The 18,795-nt window shown below is 72.9% G+C and carries 16 protein-coding genes and 1 pseudogene; 9 read left to right on the plus strand and 8 right to left on the minus strand.

Annotated features, from left to right (window positions below):
• Positions 1-249 precede the first annotated feature (249 nt).
• From C1I99_RS16835 to C1I99_RS16865, 7 genes and pseudogenes are all read left to right on the plus strand, one after another.
• On the plus strand, positions 250-855 hold the full coding sequence (locus tag C1I99_RS16835; protein WP_111135169.1) for a TetR/AcrR family transcriptional regulator: 606 nt from the start codon (positions 250-252) through the stop codon (positions 853-855).
• Between the two features lie 26 nt (positions 856-881).
• A pseudogene (locus C1I99_RS16840) lies at positions 882-1,658 on the plus strand (TIGR03084 family metal-binding protein); the annotation flags it as partial.
• Positions 1,659-1,798: 140 nt separating this feature from the next.
• Complete coding sequence (locus tag C1I99_RS16845) at positions 1,799-3,445, plus strand: acyclic terpene utilization AtuA family protein (RefSeq protein ID WP_233512556.1); 1,647 nt, start codon at positions 1,799-1,801, stop codon at positions 3,443-3,445.
• A complete protein-coding gene (locus tag C1I99_RS16850; protein WP_111135172.1) occupies positions 3,442-4,635 on the plus strand; it encodes an acyl-CoA dehydrogenase family protein in 1,194 nt (397 codons plus the stop codon). The genes C1I99_RS16845 and C1I99_RS16850 overlap by 4 nt, the downstream gene beginning before the upstream one ends.
• Complete coding sequence (locus C1I99_RS16855; RefSeq protein WP_111135173.1) at positions 4,632-6,233, plus strand: acyl-CoA carboxylase subunit beta; 1,602 nt, start codon at positions 4,632-4,634, stop codon at positions 6,231-6,233. Before C1I99_RS16850 ends, C1I99_RS16855 begins: the two co-directional genes overlap by 4 nt.
• 71 nt (positions 6,234-6,304) lie before the next feature.
• The gene (locus C1I99_RS16860) at positions 6,305-8,401 is read left to right on the plus strand and encodes an ATP-binding protein (RefSeq protein ID WP_111135174.1); all 2,097 of its coding nucleotides are present in this window, start codon (positions 6,305-6,307) and stop codon (positions 8,399-8,401) included.
• On the plus strand, positions 8,398-9,561 hold the full coding sequence (locus C1I99_RS16865; RefSeq protein ID WP_111135175.1) for an acyl-CoA dehydrogenase family protein: 1,164 nt from the start codon (positions 8,398-8,400) through the stop codon (positions 9,559-9,561). Before C1I99_RS16860 ends, C1I99_RS16865 begins: the two co-directional genes overlap by 4 nt.
• Before the next feature lie 153 nt (positions 9,562-9,714).
• On the opposite strand, the gene C1I99_RS16870 is transcribed toward C1I99_RS16865, so the two are convergent.
• Both C1I99_RS16870 and C1I99_RS16875 read right to left on the minus strand, forming a co-directional pair.
• Positions 9,715-9,909, minus strand: coding sequence for a DUF397 domain-containing protein (locus C1I99_RS16870; protein ID WP_111135176.1), 195 nt, complete (start codon positions 9,907-9,909; stop codon positions 9,715-9,717).
• An 11-nt stretch (positions 9,910-9,920) separates the two neighbouring features.
• The gene (locus tag C1I99_RS16875; RefSeq protein ID WP_111135177.1) at positions 9,921-10,868 is read right to left on the minus strand and encodes a helix-turn-helix domain-containing protein; all 948 of its coding nucleotides are present in this window, start codon (positions 10,866-10,868) and stop codon (positions 9,921-9,923) included.
• Positions 10,869-11,172: 304 nt separating this feature from the next.
• On the opposite strand from C1I99_RS16875, the gene C1I99_RS16885 reads away from it, so the two are divergent.
• Positions 11,173-11,370 (plus strand): hypothetical protein, encoded by a 198-nt coding sequence (locus tag C1I99_RS16885; RefSeq protein ID WP_233512555.1) that lies wholly within the window; start codon positions 11,173-11,175, stop codon positions 11,368-11,370.
• A 207-nt stretch (positions 11,371-11,577) separates the two neighbouring features.
• Here the strand turns inward: C1I99_RS16885 and C1I99_RS16895 are convergent, their stop codons facing one another.
• The 4 genes from C1I99_RS16895 to C1I99_RS16910 form a co-directional block, all read right to left on the minus strand.
• Positions 11,578-12,555: a hypothetical protein gene (locus C1I99_RS16895; protein WP_111135179.1), complete on the minus strand. Its 978-nt coding sequence runs from the start codon at positions 12,553-12,555 to the stop codon at positions 11,578-11,580.
• A 182-nt stretch (positions 12,556-12,737) separates the two neighbouring features.
• On the minus strand, positions 12,738-13,679 hold the full coding sequence (locus C1I99_RS16900; protein WP_111135180.1) for a transporter substrate-binding domain-containing protein: 942 nt from the start codon (positions 13,677-13,679) through the stop codon (positions 12,738-12,740).
• 143 nt (positions 13,680-13,822) lie between these two features.
• Entirely contained in the window at positions 13,823-15,625 is a 1,803-nt protein-coding gene (locus C1I99_RS16905; protein ID WP_111135181.1) for an alpha/beta hydrolase, read from the minus strand.
• A 198-nt stretch (positions 15,626-15,823) separates the two neighbouring features.
• Entirely contained in the window at positions 15,824-16,237 is a 414-nt protein-coding gene (locus C1I99_RS16910) for a hypothetical protein (protein ID WP_111135182.1), read from the minus strand.
• 95 nt (positions 16,238-16,332) lie between these two features.
• Between C1I99_RS16910 and C1I99_RS16915 the strand changes: the two genes are divergently transcribed.
• Positions 16,333-16,680, plus strand: coding sequence for a hypothetical protein (locus C1I99_RS16915; RefSeq protein WP_146603974.1), 348 nt, complete (start codon positions 16,333-16,335; stop codon positions 16,678-16,680).
• On the opposite strand, the gene C1I99_RS16920 is transcribed toward C1I99_RS16915, so the two are convergent.
• The gene (locus tag C1I99_RS16920; protein ID WP_111135184.1) at positions 16,657-18,171 is read right to left on the minus strand and encodes a serine/threonine-protein kinase; all 1,515 of its coding nucleotides are present in this window, start codon (positions 18,169-18,171) and stop codon (positions 16,657-16,659) included. The genes C1I99_RS16915 and C1I99_RS16920 overlap by 24 nt on opposite strands.
• A 30-nt stretch (positions 18,172-18,201) precedes the next feature.
• The gene (locus tag C1I99_RS16925; RefSeq protein ID WP_111135185.1) at positions 18,202-18,693 is read right to left on the minus strand and encodes a hypothetical protein; all 492 of its coding nucleotides are present in this window, start codon (positions 18,691-18,693) and stop codon (positions 18,202-18,204) included.
• Positions 18,694-18,795: the final 102 nt, after the last annotated feature.

Consider the following 18,795-nt stretch of genomic DNA (forward strand, 5'->3'; position numbering starts at 1 on the left):
TCACCGGGCAAGCCGCCCCGTCCCGACGCATGCCACCGTCCATGCGCCCAGACCCGACACGCCGCGCCCGACCCCACCGCCCCATCTGTGCGGGCAGCGACAGCACGCCGAACACACCCACCGCCGCGAAGACCAACCGGACACCGCCGGCCACCACGCAGGCACCACCCCCGACCGCCACGCAGACACCGACCGGCGACAGAAAAAGTCAGTCTTGACTGTTTGTTTCGGCGGCGGCACGCTGTCCCCGTGCCTCCCGCATCGACCCGCGTCCCTCAACAGGAGCGCAGCCGCGCCACCCAGACCCGGCTGCTGGAGGCGACCGTCGAGTGCCTGGTCGAGCACGGCTGGGCCGGCACCACCACCACCGTCGTCGCGGCCCGGGCCGGAGTGTCGCGCGGGGCGCAGCTGCACCACTACCCCACCAAGGCGGCGCTGGTCACCGCGGCAGTCACCCACCTGGCCGACCGCCGGGCCGGCGAGCTGCGCGCCGAGGCCGAGGCACTGCCGGCCGGGCCGCAACGGCTCGACCGGGTGATCGACCTGCTCGCTGCGGCCTTCACCGGGCCGCTCTTCGTCGCCGCCCTCGAACTCTGGGTCGCCGCCCGCACCGACCGGGAACTGCGCGAGGCGCTGGTCCCCCTGGAAGCCCGGGTCGGCCGCGAGATGCACCGCCTGACCGTCGCGCTGCTCGGCGTCGACGAACGCAGTCCGGGAGTACGCGAGGCGGTGCAGGCCACCCTCGACCTGCTCCGAGGGCTGGGCGTGGCCAACCTGCTCAACGACGACTCGTCCCGCCGTACCGCCCTGCTGAACACCTGGAAACGGCACCTCACCACCCAGCTCGCGCCCTGACCGGCCCGCCCTGCCGAGGAGGCACCATGGTCGACCTCAAGGACCTGCTCACCGACCTGACCGACGAGTCCGAGCAGTTGGACGACCTGGTGAGCCCCCTGCCGCCGGCCGGCTGGGCACGAGCCACCCCGGCGCCGGGCTGGACCACCGGGCACCAGATCGCCCATCTCGCCTGGACCGACCACATGGCACTGCTCGCCACCACCGACGCCGCGGCCTTCTTCGGCGCCGTGTCCGCCACTGCGGACCCGGCCCGGATGGTCGACGCGGGAGCGGAGGAGTTCCTCGCCCCGCCAGCCGACCTGCTCGCCCGCTGGCGGGCCGGCCGGACGGCGCTCGCCGCCGCCCTCGCCGCCGTTCCACCCGGCGAGAAGTTGCCGTGGTACGGCACCCGGATGTCACCGGCCTCGATGGCCACCGCCCGGATCATGGAGACGTGGGCGCACGGCGAGGACGTGGCCGACGCGCTCGCCGTCACCCGCCCCGACACCCCCCGGCTCCGGCACGTCGCGCACCTCGGTTTCCGTACCCTCGGCCACGGGTTCGCCGCCCACGGTCGGGCGGTGCCGACGGCGCCGGTCCGGGTCGAGCTCGCGGCACCAGACGGGACGACCTGGACTTACGGCCCGACCGAGGCTGCGGACCGGGTCACCGGCCCGGCCCGGGACTTCTGCCTGCTGGTCACCCAGCGTCGGCACCGGGCCGACCTGGCGCTGGTGGCGACCGGCCCGGTGGCCGACGCGTGGCTCGACGTGGCGCAGGCCTTCGCCGGCCCACCGGGCGCCGGCCGCGAACCCCGGGCCGCCGGCGGCACGGCCACCGCCAGCCCCGACGGCACGGCCGCTCCCGGCCGCACGGCCACCGCCGGGAGCGGAGTGCCGGCGTGATCCGGATCGGCAACGCGTCCGGTTTCTACGGCGACCGGTTCACCGCCTGGCGAGAGATGCTCGACGGCGGCGAGCTGGACGTGCTGACCGGCGACTACCTGGCCGAGCTGACCATGCTGATCCTGGGCCGGGACCGGCTGCGCGACCCCGGCCTCGGCTACGCGAAGACCTTCCTGCGCCAGCTGGAAGGGTGCCTGGGCGCCGCGCTGGAGCGGGGTGTACGGATCGTGACCAACGCCGGCGGGCTGAATCCCGCCGGGCTGGCCGCCGCGATCGGCACGCTCGCCGACCGGCTCGGGCTGCCGGCCCGTGTCGGGTACGTCGAGGGTGACGCCCTTGCGCGGCCGGACGCGCTGACCGCCACCGCCTACCTCGGGGCGTTCGGCATCGCGGCCTGCCTCGACGGCGGGGCGGACGTGGTGGTCACCGGCCGGGTCAGCGACGCCTCCCTGGTCGTCGGCCCGGCGATCGCCCGGTACGGCTGGGGGCGCGACGACCTCGACGCGCTGGCCGGCGCCACCGTCGCCGGTCACCTCGTCGAGTGCGGCGCCCAGGTGACCGGCGGCAACTACAGCTTCTTCACCGAACTGCCCGACGGCGGGCGCCGCCCCGGATTCCCGATCGCCGAGGTGCACGCCGACGGCTCCGCGGTGCTCACCAAGCACCAGGGCACCGGGGGCGCGGTCACCGTCGAGACGGTCACCGCCCAGCTGTTGTACGAGATCGGCGGGCCGGCGTACCTGGGGCCGGACGTGGTGGCCCGGCTGGACAGCGTCATCCTGCGCCAGGACGGGCCGGACCGGGTCCGGGTCAGCGGGGTACGCGGCACACCCCCGCCGGACACCCTCAAGGTCGGTGTCACCGGCCTGGGCGGCTTCCGCAACTCGATCACCTTCGTCCTCTGCGGGCTCGACATCCCGGCGAAGGCGGCCTTGGTCCGGGGCCAGCTCGAAGAGGCGGTCGGCAAGGAGGGGCTGGAGTTCGTGCTGGCCCGCACCGACCACGTCGACGCGGCCGACACCGAGGCGGCGAGCGCGCTGCTGCACGTACACCTGCGCGACGGTGACAAGACACGGGCGGGGCGGGCCTTCTCGGCGGCCGCGGTGGAACTGGCCCTGGCCTCCTACCCGGGCTGCACGCTCACCACGCCGCCCGGCGACGCGTCGCCCTACGGCGTCTTCACCGCCGACACGGTGCCGCAGGACGCGGTGGCGCACGTCGCGGTGCTCCCGTCCGGCGAGCGGGTGCCGATCGCGCCGCCGGTGCGCACCGCCGCGGTGCCCGCGCAGGCCGCGCCGGCCGACCCGCCGCCGGGCCCGGCCGTGCACCGCCCCACCCGCCGCGCGCCGCTGGGCGAACTGGTCGGCGCCCGCTCCGGAGACAAGGGCGGGGACGCGAATCTCGGCGTCTGGGCGCGCACCGACCGGGCGTACGACTGGCTGCGCGGCTTCCTCACCGCCGCACGGCTCGCCGAGCTGCTGCCGGAGACCGCGCCGCTGACCGTGGAGCGGTACGAGCTGCCGAACCTGCGGGCGGTCAACTTCGTGATCCGGGGCCTGCTCGGGCCGGGCGTAGCCGGGTCGACCCGGTTCGACCCGCAGGCCAAGGCGCTCGGCGAGCTGCTCCGGTCCCGGATCGTCGACCTGCCCGCCGAACTCGCGGTCGGGCCGGCCGCCGCGACCACGACCGGGGAGGACTCGTGACCATCATCGACACTCCCGAGCGGCGGCAGCTGCGCGAGCTGACGCGAGCCTTCGTCATTCGGGAGGTGCTGCCGCACCTGGACGACTGGGAGCGGGCCGGCGAGGTGCCGCGCTCGCTGCACGAGACGGCCGCGAAGCTCGGCCTGCTCGGCATCGGCTTCCCGGAGTCGGTCGGCGGCAGCGGCGGTGACCTGCTCGACTCGATCGTGGTGACCGAGGAGATCATCCGGTCGGGAGGCTCATCCGGGCTGATCGCCGCGCTGTTCACACACGGCATCGCGTTGCCGCACATGGTCGCCGCGGCCGGCGCCCGGCTCGGCGGCTCCCTCGGCGGCCGCCTGGGCGGCGAGCGGGCGGCGGACGACGGCCTGATCGACCGGTACGTCCGGCCCACGCTCGGCGGGACGATGATCGGCGCGCTGGCGATCACCGAGCCGGATGGCGGCTCCGACGTGGCGGGAATCCGCACCTGGGCCCGCCGCGAGGGCGACCACTACGTGGTGAACGGGTCCAAGACATACATCACCAGCGGGGTGCGGGCGGACTTCGTGACCACCGCCGTCTGCACCGACTTCCCCGGCTCTGGCGAGCTCAGCCTACTGGTGATCGAGAAGGGCACACCCGGGTTCACCGTCGGCCGGCGGCTGGAGAAGCTCGGCTGGCACTGCTCGGACACCGCCGAGCTGTCCTTCGTCGACGTGCGGGTGCCGGTGGCCAACCGGATCGGCCCGGAGGACACCGGCTTCCTGGCGATCATGCAGCACTTCGCCGCCGAGCGGCTCTCCCTCGCCACCCAGGCGTACGCGATCGCGCAGCGCTGCGTCGAGCTGGCTGTGCGCTGGTGCCGGGACCGGTCCACCTTCGGCCGCCCGCTGGCCAGCCGCCAGCTGGTCCGGCACCGGCTGGCCGAGATGCACACCCGCACCGAGGCGGCCCGGGTGTACGTGCACGAGGTGGCGGCTCGCGTGGTGGCCGGCGAGCCGGTGGTGACCGAGGTGGCGATGGCCAAGAACGTCGCGGTGGCGGCCTGCGACCACGTGGTCGACGCGGCGCTGCAACTGCACGGCGGCTACGGCTACCTGCGTGACGCGGAGGTGGAACGGCACTACCGGGACGCCCGCATCCTCGGCATCGGGGGCGGCACCACCGAGATCATGAACGAGATCATCGCGAAGGGAATGGGGCTGTGACCACACTGGGCAGCACGATCGACCCGTCCTCGCCGACCTTCGCGGCGAACCGGGCGGCACTGCTGGAGCGGCTGGCCGAGCTGGACGCGGCGCTCGACCAGGCCCGGGCCGGGGGCGGCGAGAAGTACGTGACCCGGCACCACCGGCGCGGCAAGCTGCTGCCCCGGGAGCGGATCGAGCTGCTGCTCGACCGGGACAGCCCGTTCCTGGAACTGTCGCCGGTGGCCGCGTACGGCACCGACTTCCCGGTCGGTGGGAGCGTGGTGACCGGCATCGGCGTGGTCGAGGGCGTCGAGTGCCTGATCGTCGCCAACGACCCGACGGTGCGCGGCGGCGCGGTGAACCCGTGGTCCCTCGCCAAGACCAGACGGGCCGGCGAGATCGCCCTCGCGAACCGGCTGCCGATGGTCAACCTGGTCGAGTCGGCCGGCGCGGACCTGCCCACCCAGGCGGAGATCTTCATCCCGGGCGGCCGGGTGTTCCGCGACCTGACCCGGCTCTCCGCGGCGAGGATCCCCACGGTCAGCGTGGTCTTCGGCAACGCGACCGCCGGGGGCGCGTACGTGCCGGGCATGTCCGACCAGGTAATCATGATTCGGGACCAGTCGCAGGTCTACCTGGCCGGGCCGCCGCTGGTGAGGATGGCCACCGGCGAGGTCACCGACGACGAGTCGCTCGGCGGGGCGGCGATGCACGCCACCACCTCCGGCCTGGCCGACTTCCTCGCCGAGGACGAGCGGGACGGCATCCGGCTGGCCCGGCAGTGCATCCGCCGGCTCAACTGGCGCAAGCAGGGGCCGCCGCCGCGCAGCCCGGTGCCGCAACCGCCGAAGTACGACCCGGAGGAGCTGCTCGGCATCGCCAGCGCCGACCTGAAGGTGCCGTTCGACCCGCGCGAGGTCCTCGCGCGGGTGCTCGACGGCAGCGAGTTCGACGAGTTCAAACCGAGCTACGGCAACGCGCTGGTGACCGGCTGGGGCGAGCTGCACGGCTACCCGGTCGGCGTGCTGGCCAACGCCCGGGGCGTGCTGTTCAGCGCGGAGGCGCAGAAGGCGGCCCAGTTCATCCAGCTCGCCAACGCCGCCGACACCCCGCTGGTCTTCCTCCAGAACACCACCGGCTACATGGTCGGCACCGAGTACGAGCAGCGCGGCATCATCAAGCACGGCGCCCTGATGATCAACGCGGTGTCGAACTCGACAGTGCCGCACCTGACGGTCAACCTCGGCGCCTCCTACGGGGCCGGCAACTACGGCATGTGCGGCCGGGCGTACGAGCCGAGGTTCCTGTTCACCTGGCCGAACGCGAAGTCGGCGGTGATGGGGCCGGCGCAGCTGGCCGGAGTGCTCTCCATCGTGGCCCGGCAGGCCGCCGCCGCCCGGGGCCGCGACTACGACGAGGAGTCCGACGCCGCGATGCGGGCGATGGTCGAGCAGCAGATCGAGTCCCAGTCCGGCGCGCTCTTCCTCTCCGGCCGGCTCTACGACGACGGGGTGATCGACCCCCGCGACACCCGTACCGTGCTCGGGCTCTGCCTCTCGGCGGTCCACACCGCACCCGTCAGGGGCGCCGACGGCTTCGGCGTCTTCCGGATGTGATCCCGGTGAGCGCGAGGAACGCAGTGGAGCGGAGTCCCGCAGTCGCGAACGTAAAGGCAGGACCGGCACGCATGATCAACAGACTTCTCGTGGCCAACCGCGGCGAGATCGCCCGCCGGATCTTCGCCACCTGCCGCGCGCTCGGCGTCGAGACGGTGGCCGTGCACTCCGACGCGGACGCCGACGCGCCGTTCGTGGCCGAGGCCGACCACGCGGTCCGGCTGCCCGGGAACACGCCGGCCGAGACGTACCTGCGGATCGATCTGGTCCTGGACGCGGCCCGCCGGTCGGGCGCGGACGCCGTCCACCCGGGCTACGGCTTCCTCGCCGAGAACGCCGAGTTCGCCGCGGCGGTGACCGACGCCGGGCTGACCTGGATCGGCCCGCCGGCCAAGGTGATCGCCGCGATGGGCGACAAGATGGCGGCGAAGGCGCTGCTCGCCGAGGCGGCCGTGCCGATGCTGCCGACCTGGACCGACGCCGACGAGATCAGCGACTTCCCGGTGCTGGTCAAGGCGTCCGCCGGCGGCGGCGGGCGGGGCATGCGCGTCGTGCGGGACGCCGCCGGGCTGGCCGAGGCGGTCGCCTCGGCGCGCCGTGAGGCGGCCGGCGCGTTCGGCGACGGCAGGGTCTTCATCGAGCGGTACGTGGAGCGGGGCCGCCACGTCGAGGTGCAGATCTTCGGCGACATCCACGGCACGGTGGCCGCGCTCGGCGTGCGGGAGTGCTCGATCCAGCGCCGGCACCAGAAGATCATCGAGGAGGCGCCGGGAGTCATCCCGTTCGAGCTGCGGCAGCGGTTGCACGAATCGGCGGTGGCCGCCGGTCAGGCGGTCGGGTACGTCGGCGCCGGCACCGTGGAGTTCCTGCTCGCCCCGAGCGGCGAGTTCTTCTTCCTGGAGATGAACACCCGCCTCCAGGTGGAGCACCCGGTCACCGAGCTGGTCACCGTCGCCGGACTGGACCTGGTCCGGCTGCAACTGCTGGTCGCCGAGGGCGCAGCGCTGCCGGAGCACGCGAAGCACCCGGCCACCCGCGGCCATGCGATCGAGGTGCGGCTCTGCGCCGAGGACCCAGCCCAGGGCTTCCGTCCGGCAACCGGGGTCCTGCACCGGTTCGCCATCCCCGGGGTGGACCGCGAGTTCGGCAACCTCCAGCGGACGGGCCTGCGGCTGGACTCCGGCATGACCGACGGCTCGGTGGTGAGCGTCCACTACGACTCGATGCTGGCCAAGGTGATCGCCTGGGCGCCCACCCGAGCCGAGGCGGCCCGGGCTCTCGCGGGCGCGCTGGCCCGGGCCGAGCTGCACGGGCTGGCCACCAACCGGGACCTGCTGGTCCGGGTGTTGCGCAGCCCCGAGTTCGCCGCCGTCGAGATCGACACCGGTTTCCTGGACCGGCACCCCGAGGTCTACGCCCCGCTGCTGCCCGCCGACCAACTCCCGCTGGCCGCGCTGGCCGCCTCGCTCGCCTCGGCTGCCGCCCGCCGCGCCGACGCCCGCGTGCTCGCCGGGCTGCCCTCCGGCTGGCGGAACGTGCCGGCATTCCCACAGGTCACCCGCTACACCGGGCCGGACAGCGACATCGAGGTGCGGTACCGGCTGGACCGGACCGGCCGGCTCGCCGAATGGTCCACCACGCCGCCCGCCCGAGTATCGGGTAGCGCGACGGGCGGCGGCGCACCGGCCACGACCGACGACGGGGACGCTAGCGGCCACACGGGCCAGCCCGCCCCGGCCACCGACCAGGGTGGCGAGCCGCCGACGGTGGCGCTGGTGTCGGCCGCCCCCGACCGCGTCGTGCTGGACGTGGGCGGGGTGCGGCGCGCGTTCCGCGTACACCGGGTGGGGTCGGACGTCTTCGTGGACGGCCCGGACGGGGCGGCGAGCCTCGCCGAGTTGCCCCGGTTCCCGCTGCCCACCGCGGAGCTGGCCGCCGGGTCGCTGCTCGCGCCGCTGCCCGGCGCGGTGACCCGCCTGCACGTCGAGGTCGGCCAGCGGGTCGCCGCCGGTGACCTGATGCTGACGGTGGAAGCGATGAAGCTGGAACATCCCGTACTCGCCCCGACCGACGGTGTGGTCGCCGAACTGCCGGTGCCGGCCGGCGGTCAGGTCGACACCGGCGCCGTGCTGGCCGTGGTCAACCCCGCTGAGGAGGCCCCCCGATGAACGTCGACCTCACCCCCGAACAGGAGCAGCTCCGCGACGCGGTCCGGTCGCTGGGCCGGCGGTACGGCCACGACTACTTCGTGGCCAAGGCCAAGGCCGGCGAGCACACCACCGAGCTGTGGCACGAGGCCGGCCGCCTCGGCTACCTCGGGGTCAACATCCCCACCGAGTACGGCGGTGGGGGCGGCGGCATCACCGATTTGGCCATCGTCTGCGAAGAGCTGGCCGCCGCCGGCTGCCCGCTGCTGCTGCTGGTGGTCTCCCCCGCCATCGCCGGCACAGTGATCAACAGGCACGGCACCGACGAGCAGCGCAAGCACTACCTGCCCGGCCTCGCCGACGGCTCCCAGAAGATCGTCTTTGCGATCACCGAGCCGGAGGCGGGGTCGAATTTCCACCGGCTCGGCACGGTGGCCCGCCGCGACGGCGACGGCTGGCTGCTCTCCGGCCGCAAGTGCTTCATCTCCGGCGTCGACGAGGCACAGCACGTGTTGGTGGTGGCGCGGACCGAGGACGCGGCGACCGGGAAGCTGAAGCCCGCCCTGTTCGTCGTGCCGGCCGACGCACCGGGGCTGACCCGGTCCAAGCTGGACATGGAGATCCTCTCCCCGGAGAACCAGTTTCTGCTCTACCTCGACGACGTGCGGCTGCCCGCCGACGCGCTGCTCGGCGAATCGCTCGACGCCGGCCTGCCCGCGCTGTTCGCCGGGCTCAACCCGGAGCGGATCACGGTCGCCGCGATGGGCGCCGGCACCGGCCGGTACGCCATCGAACGCGCCTCGGCGTACACGGCCAGCCGCAAGGTCTGGGGGGGCCGGAGCATCGGCTCCCACCAGGGCGTGTCCCACCCGCTGGCGCACGCGGCGGTGCAGGTGGAGCTGGCCCGGCTGATGATCTACAAGGCGGCGGTGCTCTACGACGCGGGGCGGGACCTGGAGGCCGGCGTGGCCGGCAACATGGCTAAGTACGCCGCCGGCGAGGCGGCCGCGCTGGCCGTGGACACCGCCGTCCAGGTGCACGGCGGGGCCGGCATGACCACGGAGTACGGGGTGGCCACCCTGCTCGGCGCGGTACGCGCCGGCCGGATCGCCCCGGTCAGCCGGGAGATGATCCTCAACTTCGTCGCCCAACACGTCCTCGGCCAGGACAAGTCGTACTGACACGTGGGCTCGAGGCCGGAGACGTGCCGCGGGGCAACGAGACCAGCACCGAATAGGCCCTGCTCAGAGGATCACAGCCGGTACGACCATCTCCGCACGAAGAACGCGCGTCCGATCTGACCGAGCGCCGCGCAGTCGGTCAAGACGAAGCTCCTACGCTTCGAACGTGCCGGCTTTGATGCCCTCGATGAAGCCGGCCCACTGGCCGGCGGTGAAGGACAGCACCGACCCCTGCCGGTCCTTGCTGTCGCGGACCATGACGACCTGGAGCGGTGTGGCAACCTCGACACAGTTGCCGCTTGAGCCGGACCTGGTGCTCGTGCGCCAGGCAGCGCGAGGCAGGTCCATGCTGTGCCCTCCTAGGTGATCAGCTCTGCCGTAATCGCACGCAGCGTATCTCGCGTGGGCTTGGGTGCCAGTGCAAGGGCTTGAAGTTGCTCGTGCGCTGCGGCGTACGCGGCGATCTCGGACGGCCGGTCCAGGTACAGCGCGCCGGTCAGCGTGTCGACGTAGACCATCCGCTCCTCAGCCGCGTCCGGGTAAGGGTCGGGCATCGGCGGGAAGTCGAGGATCACGAAGCTGCCGTCGAAGCCGACGCCGGCGGAGTAGGGCAGCAACTGGATCTGAACGTTGCTCCTGGTTGAGTCCTCAATCAAGTGGTTGAGCTGCCGGTGTAGCACCTCAGGACCGCCGACCATCCGCCGGGCTGCTCCCTCGTCGATGACGACACGCAGCATCGGCGGGTCGTCGCCGGTCAGGATGGCTTGCCTTTCCATCCGTAGCGCGACCTGTCGCTCTACCTCGTCGTCGCGCATCGGGACCGGCGCACCCTGGAACGCCGCTCTGGCATAGTCCTCGGTCTGCAACAGTCCGGGCACCATCTGGCACTCGTAGGTGCGGATGGCCGACGCCTCGGACTCCATCCCGACGTACGCGGCGAACCAGTCCGGCAAGACGTCGCTGTACCGCTGCCACCACCCGCGCTGCTTCGCCTGACGGGCTACTGCGATGACGGCTTCGGCCTGGTCGCCTTCCACGCCGTACAACGTCAGGAGCGCCCGTACGTCGTTCGGGTGTGGACGAACCTCCGCTGTCTCGATCCGGCTGAGCCAGCTCGCGTCATGGTCGACGCGGCGGGCTGCCTCGGCGGAGGTAATGCCGGCTCGCTCGCGGAGCTGCCGAAGTGTGAGCGCCAGTCGCCGACGCCTGACGGTAGGGCTCTGACGTTGAGGCACGTCGTCATCTTGCCATGCGAAAGTCCCGACTTCCTTTCGCAGACACGCGGATCGCACAAGCTGCGCCCGCATATTGCGGATTGCCTTGTTGCGTGGGACGGTGTTGCCGGGTGTGGTGGTCGGATGACCGTGCGTGGCCCGGCTGCCACGCCCCTCACACGAGGAGGGCGGGATGAGCAGGCACGTCAACTACGACCAGTACGTGATCGCCACAGCCCTGACCCTGGCGCGCAGACATCGACCGGTGTGGTCATGGCAGAGGTGGAGGCGGGTCTGCCGCTGCGGATCTGAGCTGCCCCTGCCGGGCGAGACACCGCATCCCCATCAACCGCGGGCACTGGCCGGGCGAGGGCTGATGAGCACGCACAGACCGATAATGCCGATCTGGACGTGCGGCGGGTGTGGTGCCCCCTGGCCCTGCCGTACCCGTCGCCACGAACTACAAGCCGAGTACCAGGACGCGCCAATCTCCCTCGCCCTCTACATGGGATCGTGCCTGGTGGCGGCCACTCAGGACATGGGCTGGGCGCCAGCGGGGCTGCTGCACCGCCGCTTCCTCGGGTGGCTGCTGTGACGCTCCGGGCCGGCGACCTGCTCTACGTCAGCCGCGCGGCCAGCCCGCAGTTCGTGACGCCGATGCTGTTCCGGTTGATCGGAGTGCTCGACTGGATGACCTACGACGGGTGGATCTGGCTCGACGGCTCCCAGCTCAACGCCAGGGGTGATGCCGTCGCCCGACGGTCGATCTTCGTGCAGGAGGCAGGGCTGCGCGTACCTGAAGTCAGCGACAGGCGGCGTCGATGCGGTGCACCGGGCGGACCCGCCGGCCCAGCCCCTCCAGCAGCGAATCCTCGACGTGGTAGTCGTGGATCCGCAGCCGGTGCCGGGGCAGTTCCTCCTCGCTCGGGCAGAGCACCTGCCCCCGGACCTGGTCCACCGGGACGTAACGGACGCCGCCGCGTTCCTGCAGGATCACCATGTTCACGTCGTCGGTGGTCACCACGTGCCCCCGCACGTCCTCGGTCGCACCGGTGCCGTCCCCGACGGTGGTGACGGTGAGCGGCAGCACCGGCGTGCTGATCACCGGCAGCGCCGCCCAGACGAGCATGGCCAGCACGGCGATCTGGGTGACCGAGGCCAGCGGCCGGATCACCGCCCCGGGCAGCGGCCCGGCGATGGCCAGCGCCAGCACCGGCGGCACGACGAACAGCAGGATCGCCAGCCAGTCACCCTGCCGCCCGGCGTCCCGCACCGTCGGCAGGAGTAGCCAGAAGTAGCCGGCGAACAGCGCACCGATGATCAGCACTCGGGGCCAGGGCCGCTCGTGCAGCCGTTCCGGGCGCAACTGGAACGCCGCGACGAACGCGGGCAGCAGCAGCGGCAGGTAGAGCAGCGGCCAGGTGATCAGGGCCATCAGGAAGCTCGCCGCCACGAACCAGGCCGGCGTGATCTCCGCCCAGCGGACGAAGAGCGGCCGGCGGCGGTCATGCCCCGGCAGCCGGTCCCAGCTGACCCGGAGCACGGCGCCGAGCGCGAAGACGGCGACCAGCGCGGTGGAGAGCAGCTGCGCCGCCGTGGTGAGGAACCCGGCCAGCAGGTTGATCGGGCCGACGTTCGCCACCAGCAGCAGCGTGGTCTGCAGTTCCCCGCCGGCCTCGACCCCGAGCCGGAGCACCGAGAAGATGGCCGGCACGCCGACCACGGCCGTCCAGAACGACTGGCTGGCCCGCGCCTGCCGCTCCGCCGCGTCATCCCGCATTCCATCCCGCCCAGGCACGGCCGCCGCGGGGAGCGGCCCGGACACCGCGAAGGCCGACCCAGACGCAGACCCGGGCGCCGGTTCGGGAGCCGGCGCGGGGGACGCCGGAGGCACCGGGTCGCGGGGCGCCGGGACGGGCTGGCCGGGGTCCGGGTCACCCGTGGCGGTGGCCGCCGCCCCGTTCATCGCCGCGGCGCCTTGTCGTCGAAGTCCACCAGCTTCGGCACGTCGAGCGGCTGCGGCTGCCGTTTCTCCGCCCGCAGCCACGGGCCGAGCGTCCGGTTGTAGGCGGTCTGCCAGGGGCTGGTCTCCCCGCTGCGCCCCTGCTGGTAGCTCTTGTCGAGGAAGTACGCCACCAGATCGCGCAGCGCCGGGTCACCGATCGGCACCCCGACCCCGAGCAGTTCGCTGGTGCCGAAGGGCATGTCGACGATCTCGAACTCGGTGGGGAAGCGGGCCAGGAAGCCGGCGAGGATCGTCTCGTCGGAGCTGACCGCGTCGTACCGCCCCTGCCGGATGCCCTCGACGCAGTCCCCCACGTTCTTGACCACCAGCGCTTTGATCTGGTGTTTCTCCAGCTCCGCCTCCGTGGTGGAGCCGCCGCTGGTGCAGATCTTGTACGTCGGGTCCCGGAGGTCCTCGATGGTGCGGATGTCGTCCTTGTGCCGGGTCGGCACCATCACCTCCTGGGTGGTGACGAAGTACGGCCCGGCGAAGCTGACCAACTTCTTGCGTTCCTCCGTGATGGAGAAGCTGGAGACGACCAGATCGACCACCCCGCCCTGCAGGGCCGGGATCCGGTCCTCGGTGGACACCGACACGAACTCGACCCGCTGGTCGCCCTCGTAGCCGAGCGAGGCGGCGATGTAGCGGGCGATCTCGACGTCGAAGCCCACGTGCACGCCGTTGGGTACCTCGCCCATCAAGGGCTCGTTGGTGGCCACCCCGATCCGTAGCGTGGGCTGGCCGTAGATGTGGGACTCGCGCAGCTTCTCCTGCACCGAGGGGAGTTGCGGCTCCTTGCGGCTGTCGCAGCCGGCGGCGGCCGCGAGGGTCAGCGTCAGCGCCACGGCCAGGGTGGTGGCGACCGAGCGGACCCGGGAACCGGCGATGTGTTCGTTCATGGGCGACCTCGCTGCGCAGCGGAGCCTACGGGACACCGACGGTAGCCGCTGCGAACCATCGGCCGCAGCCCGGCCCGCCGGGGCACCACTTTGACGGGCCGGGGCACGGCGGGTGCCCAATCGCCCGCCGTACCCCGGGGTCCTCAGCGGACGGTGAGCGTGCCGACCGCCGGCAGCGGCGCGACCACCGGCGGGAGCCGCTTCGGCTCACCCCGGCGCGGCGCGCCCTCCTCGGCCAGGGCGCTCTTCGACGCCTCGACCCGCTCGGTCGCTTCCGGCTCGTCGGGCAGCGCGGCGAACGGCTGGACGTCACCGGTGCAGACGGTGCCCTTCGCCGGCAGCGTCCCCCGGACCAGGTAGGCGTCGATCGCCCCGGTCGCGCAGGCCGACGTGCCGTAGGCGGTGTGCCCCCAGCTGTCGCTGCTCAGCAGGCGGCTGTTCGGCAGCAGCCGGGCCGAGCTGACCGCTCCCTGGTAGTTGGTCGCCGGGTCCCAGTAGTTGCCGACCACCAGCACCGGGGCGCTGGTGCGGCGGTTGAACGGCCCGGTGTAGGCGTCGGAGTCCCGCACCGTCCAGGTGTCGCGGGCGCACGGCGAGGTGATCCAGGTCCAGAGCCGCCCGAAGTAGGGGTCGCGCTGGTCGGCCTTCGCCGCCCGCGCCGGCCACGAGGCGGCGTCCTTCGGGTGGTACGCGTCGGTGCAGTCCACGCCGAGGAAGGTCTCCAGCCCGTTGTCGTACGGGAGGTCGTACCGGCGCTGCTGGCGCGCCTGCTCCGCCAGCCGGACCACGCTGGTGCGCGCCTCGGCCCGGGCCGCCGGGGCGGACTGCGGGTCGGTGAGCACCAGCAGCTCGGCGGTGAGGCCGACGACCCCTTGGTAGCCGATCGGTCCGTAGAGCGCGCCGAGGGTGAAGGCCACGAAGTCGGCGTAGGTGACCGTGAAGGTGCCGAGGTCCGGGTCGTCGATCATTAACGGCTCGGCCCGCAGCCGCTTCGCCACCAGCTCGTACGAGGCGAGCGGGTCGCCGGCGGCCAGCGGGCACGCCTCCTCGCCCGCCTTGTCGCAGCGCACCAGGATCTCGTGCAGTGCCCGGTAGGCGCCCTGGGCGCTGCGCAGCCGGTCCTCCTGGGCCAGGTTGCGCGCCGCGCCACGGCCGACCCAGGCGTGCGGGTTGAGCACCCCGTCGATCACCAGTGCCCGGACCCGGTCGGGGAACATGTTGGCGTAGTACTGGCCGAGGGCGCTGCCGTAGCTGAAGCCCAGGTAGGTGAGCTTCTTGTCGCCGACGGCCCGGCGCAGCACGTCCATGTCGCGGGCGACCTCGGCGGTCGACATCGCGCCGCTGAGCGGCTTCCCGGTGGTGGAGCAGCCCCGGCCGACCGCCTTCGAGGAGGCCACGTACGCCTTCTCCTCGGCCCTGGTGAACGGGAACGCGACGTTCAGCCCCGCGTACGCCCGGGTCTGGTCCTTGACCGACGGGAAGCACCTGACCTGCTCGCTCGCCCCGACCCCGCGCGGGTCGACACCGACGATGTCGAACCGGTCCAGCACCTCGTCGCCGAGGAAGTACGGCGCGGCGAGCGCGATGTCGGTGCCGGAGCCGCCGGGGCCGCCCGGGTTGAGGAAGAGGCTGCCGACCTTGTTCTTCTGGTCGCGGGCCTTGACCCGCAGCACGGCGATCTCGGTGGTCGGGCCCTTCGGCTTGTCGTAGTCGAGCGGCAGCCGGACGGTGGTGCACTCGGCGTACTCGTAGCAGGCGTACCAGTTCAGTTTCGGCGTGGGCACGCGGTCGACGCGGCGCGCCTCGGCGGGACTCGTGCGGTCGGAGGTGACCGGGCGGCCCCAGCCGGACTGGGCGGGTGCGGCGGCGGCGGGCGCGACCGCGGATCCGGCGAGGATGACGCCGGCGAGTCCTGCTGCGGCCAGGAACCGGGTTCGTCGTGGCATGTGGACGCCTTCCAGTGGACGACGGGATGGGTCGAGTCGGGGCTCGACCTCCGCCACTGTAGAGATCGCAGGCAATGAATGTGTTCGCAGAACCCCCGCATACCGGACAACTTCTCGGTCGATGTAACAGAACATTCATGATCGACGCTATCGGCGTTCCGCGCCGACCGGCGTCTGCCACTGCCGCCCCGCCGCCACCTATCCGACGGCGGCGAACCAGGACGGCGCCGGCTCCGGCCCGCCCGCCGGGGTGTGCTCGTCGAGCACCTCCCAGCCGCCCGGGCCCTCCCGCATCAGCAGGTAGCCGTCGATCTCGCTGTAGGGGACGCCGATCCCGTACACCTCGCCACCGTCCACGGTGGCCGTCTTGACCGCGCAGAGCGTCCGGGGATCCGAGGTCGCGCCCTCGCACCGGCCGACGAAGCTCGCTCCCCCGGCCTTAAGGTGGCCGCTCACGGCCTGCTCGAAGGTGACGTACGCGGCCGGCGACGCGACGGGCGTGACGGACGCCGCCCCGGTGGGGGCCATCCGATCCGGCGGCGCGTCCGTCCCGCAGCCGAACAGCGTGCCGGACACCAGCAGTACCGCGACGATCCGGGCAACCCGAGGCACGGCGTTCCTTCCCACAGGAAACGATCTCTTCGGGATCATCGCATCCGCGGCCTGTCCACGGTTGACAGTCGGCCGGGCAGGCACATGCTAGACGGGTGAGATTGTCCAGACCCGACGCACGGACGGTGGCGGTCGTCGCGGCAGTCGCGGCGGTCGCGCTGCTGGTGACGCTGATCGTGTGGCGCCGCCAGGACTTTCTGGGCGTGCTGCTGGCGCTGCTCTGCGTCCTGCTGGCCACGATCGCCGGGGTGTCGGTCGCGGCCGCGCGGCAGGGCGACGACCGGACGCAGGTGGTCGCGGCGACGGCGCCGGGGCAACCGGCGGACGGGCTGTACGGCATAGACGCCGACACGCTGGAGACGCTGGACAACCGGGAAGCGATCCGGGCGATGCGCGAGCGCCGCCGGGGCCGCAGCGGTTCACCCGCCGGTGAGCGTTGGTGAGGCGAGCGCGTCGAGCCCCCGGCCGGCCAGGCAGCGGTACGTCCGGTCGACGTCCGCGGCGGCCGGCGGCAGCACCTCCAGGTTCCACCCGTCCGGTCGGCTGATCCCGCTGGTCAACCGGAACGTGGTCTCGTTGCATACCTGCCGTACCGCCGGGTCGGCGCTGACCTCGGCGTACCCGGCGCCGACCAGCGCGGCGGGCAGCTCGCCCTCGGCGTAGCTCTCCCAGGTGTGCTCGCCGTCGCAGGGGACCCGGCTCGCCCGGGCCCGCGCACCGCGCACCGCCATCGGCCCGAAGCACTCCAGCTCGTCCGCACAACCGGCGCCCTCTGGCAGCCGGACGGCCTCCGCGCAGGCGGGCAGCACCACGCTGGTGGTGCTCGCCGCCACCCCGGCCGTCGCGGACGGGACCGGGGCCGGCAACCCGCCGGCGACCCAGGCGCCGGCGCTCGCCGCGGCGGCCAGGGCGACCATCCCGGCGCCGCCGAGGAACCAGCGCCGGCGCCACCGCCGTCCGGATGCGGGCACGGTGGGGTGCGGGTCCTCAACCGGCGGGCGCGGGGCGGGCCGGCCGGAGCGGCCGGCGGCGTACGGACCGGTCGGGGTGGGCCCTCCGGTGACCGGGCCGCCGGAGACCTGAGCCCCGCTGGCCGGTGACCCGGCCTGGTCGAGCGGAAGGCTGGTCAGCAGGCCACGCAGTTCCGCCGCCGACGGCCGCTCCCCCGGGTCGTTGACCATCCCGGCGCGGAGCACGTCGATCAGCTCCTCGGGCACCCCGGGCAGCCCGGGGATCGGCTGATGGAACATCTCCAGCACGGTGACCAGGCTCGGGTTGCGCTCCGCCTGCCAGCGAGGCGGGCGGCCGTGCATCACGGCGTAGAGGGTGGCGCAGAGGGCGTAGACGTCGACCGCGGGCGACGGCGGGCTGTGGTTGAACATCTCCGGCGGCGCGTACGCGGGGGTGAGCACCTCCAGCGCGACCGAGGCGTCGCGCATCTCGGCCAGCACGGCCAGCCCGAAGTCGGCCAGCACCGCCGGGTTGAAGTGCGAGTAGAGGATGTTGGCCGGCTTGACGTCGCGGTGCAGCACGCCGGCCGCGTGCGAGTGGGCGATCGCATCAGCGATCTTGATGCCCAGGTCGCGGGCCTCCACCGGCCCGAGCGGGGAGGTCCGCATCCGCTCGGCGTACGACCCGTCGCAGAGTTCCATGATTAGGTAGGGGTGCTGGTCGACGGTGACCCCGACGTCGAACAGGTCGACCACGTGCGGGTGGGACGACATCCGGCCGGCCGCCCGCGCCTCGCGCAGGAAGCGCGCCTGGTCGCGCTCGCTGTCCAGCGTGCGGTTCTCCACCTTGACCGCGACCTCACGCCCCACCGAGATCTGGGTGGCCTTGTAGATGGTCGCGTAGCCGCCCCGGGCAAAAACCCTCAGATCAGTCAGACCGGGCACAATGGGCATCGGCAGGGCGCCGGGCGGGGTCTCGGTCACAGCTCAAAAATACCCAACCGGGCCGGCTGCTCAGTGAACCGCATCGGTCGCGGACGGCGTCCCGGCACCGCCCGCGGCGGCGCCCGCCGCGTCGTCACCGCCCCGGCCGACGCCCGGCGCATCCGCCCGGCGCGCGTCCCACCGCAGCCCGACGGCGGTCGCCACCGCGCCGAGGCCCTCCCAGGCGGCCACCCCGAAGAAACCCCCCGGCGCGATGTCGGCCAGCACGGCGATGCTGAAGACGGTGAACGTGACCAGCCGGAACACCACCGTGAACCGGTAGAACGACCGCCACTCCGTGGCCGTGGCGAGCAGGTAGTAGACGCCCATGTTGAACGAGGCCATCGAGGAGGCCATCAGGAAGGTGCCGGTGTGGTCGCCGGCGGCCCGCCGCTCGGGCACCTCGAAGCCGAGCGTCCGCAGCAGCGCCTCCGGCCAGAGCAGCCCCACCGCGCCCATGGCCAGCGCCAGCACGCCGAAGACCGCGACCGTCCACCCGGCCCCGGAACGCGGCAGCTTCATGACGGCCCTCCCCAGCCGGTACGGCGGTCACAGTGGACCGCCACATGGACCTGACACGCTAGCCGCTGCCCCCGCCCCGCACATCACCGAAACCGCCACAAC

The organism is Micromonospora deserti, from assembly GCF_003236335.1.
Classification (GTDB): Bacteria; Actinomycetota; Actinomycetes; order Mycobacteriales; family Micromonosporaceae; genus Micromonospora; species Micromonospora deserti.

What these genes read in the sequence shown, in the direction of transcription:
- C1I99_RS16895 (WP_111135179.1), bottom strand. Translation starts at nt 12,555, where the DNA reads ATGCGGGATGACGCGGCGGAGCGGCAGGCGCGGGCCAGCCAGTCGTTC.
- C1I99_RS16885 (WP_233512555.1), top strand. Translation starts at nt 11,173, where the DNA reads ATGCCGATCTGGACGTGCGGCGGGTGTGGTGCCCCCTGGCCCTGCCGT.
- C1I99_RS16905 (WP_111135181.1), bottom strand. Translation starts at nt 15,625, where the DNA reads ATGCCACGACGAACCCGGTTCCTGGCCGCAGCAGGACTCGCCGGCGTC.
- C1I99_RS16925 (WP_111135185.1), bottom strand. Translation starts at nt 18,693, where the DNA reads ATGAAGCTGCCGCGTTCCGGGGCCGGGTGGACGGTCGCGGTCTTCGGC.
- C1I99_RS16865 (WP_111135175.1), top strand. Translation starts at nt 8,398, where the DNA reads ATGAACGTCGACCTCACCCCCGAACAGGAGCAGCTCCGCGACGCGGTC.
- C1I99_RS16875 (WP_111135177.1), bottom strand. Translation starts at nt 10,868, where the DNA reads ATGCGGGCGCAGCTTGTGCGATCCGCGTGTCTGCGAAAGGAAGTCGGG.
- C1I99_RS16870 (WP_111135176.1), bottom strand. Translation starts at nt 9,909, where the DNA reads ATGGACCTGCCTCGCGCTGCCTGGCGCACGAGCACCAGGTCCGGCTCA.
- C1I99_RS16860 (WP_111135174.1), top strand. Translation starts at nt 6,305, where the DNA reads ATGATCAACAGACTTCTCGTGGCCAACCGCGGCGAGATCGCCCGCCGG.
- C1I99_RS16900 (WP_111135180.1), bottom strand. Translation starts at nt 13,679, where the DNA reads ATGAACGAACACATCGCCGGTTCCCGGGTCCGCTCGGTCGCCACCACC.
- C1I99_RS16845 (WP_233512556.1), top strand. Translation starts at nt 1,799, where the DNA reads ATGCTCGACGGCGGCGAGCTGGACGTGCTGACCGGCGACTACCTGGCC.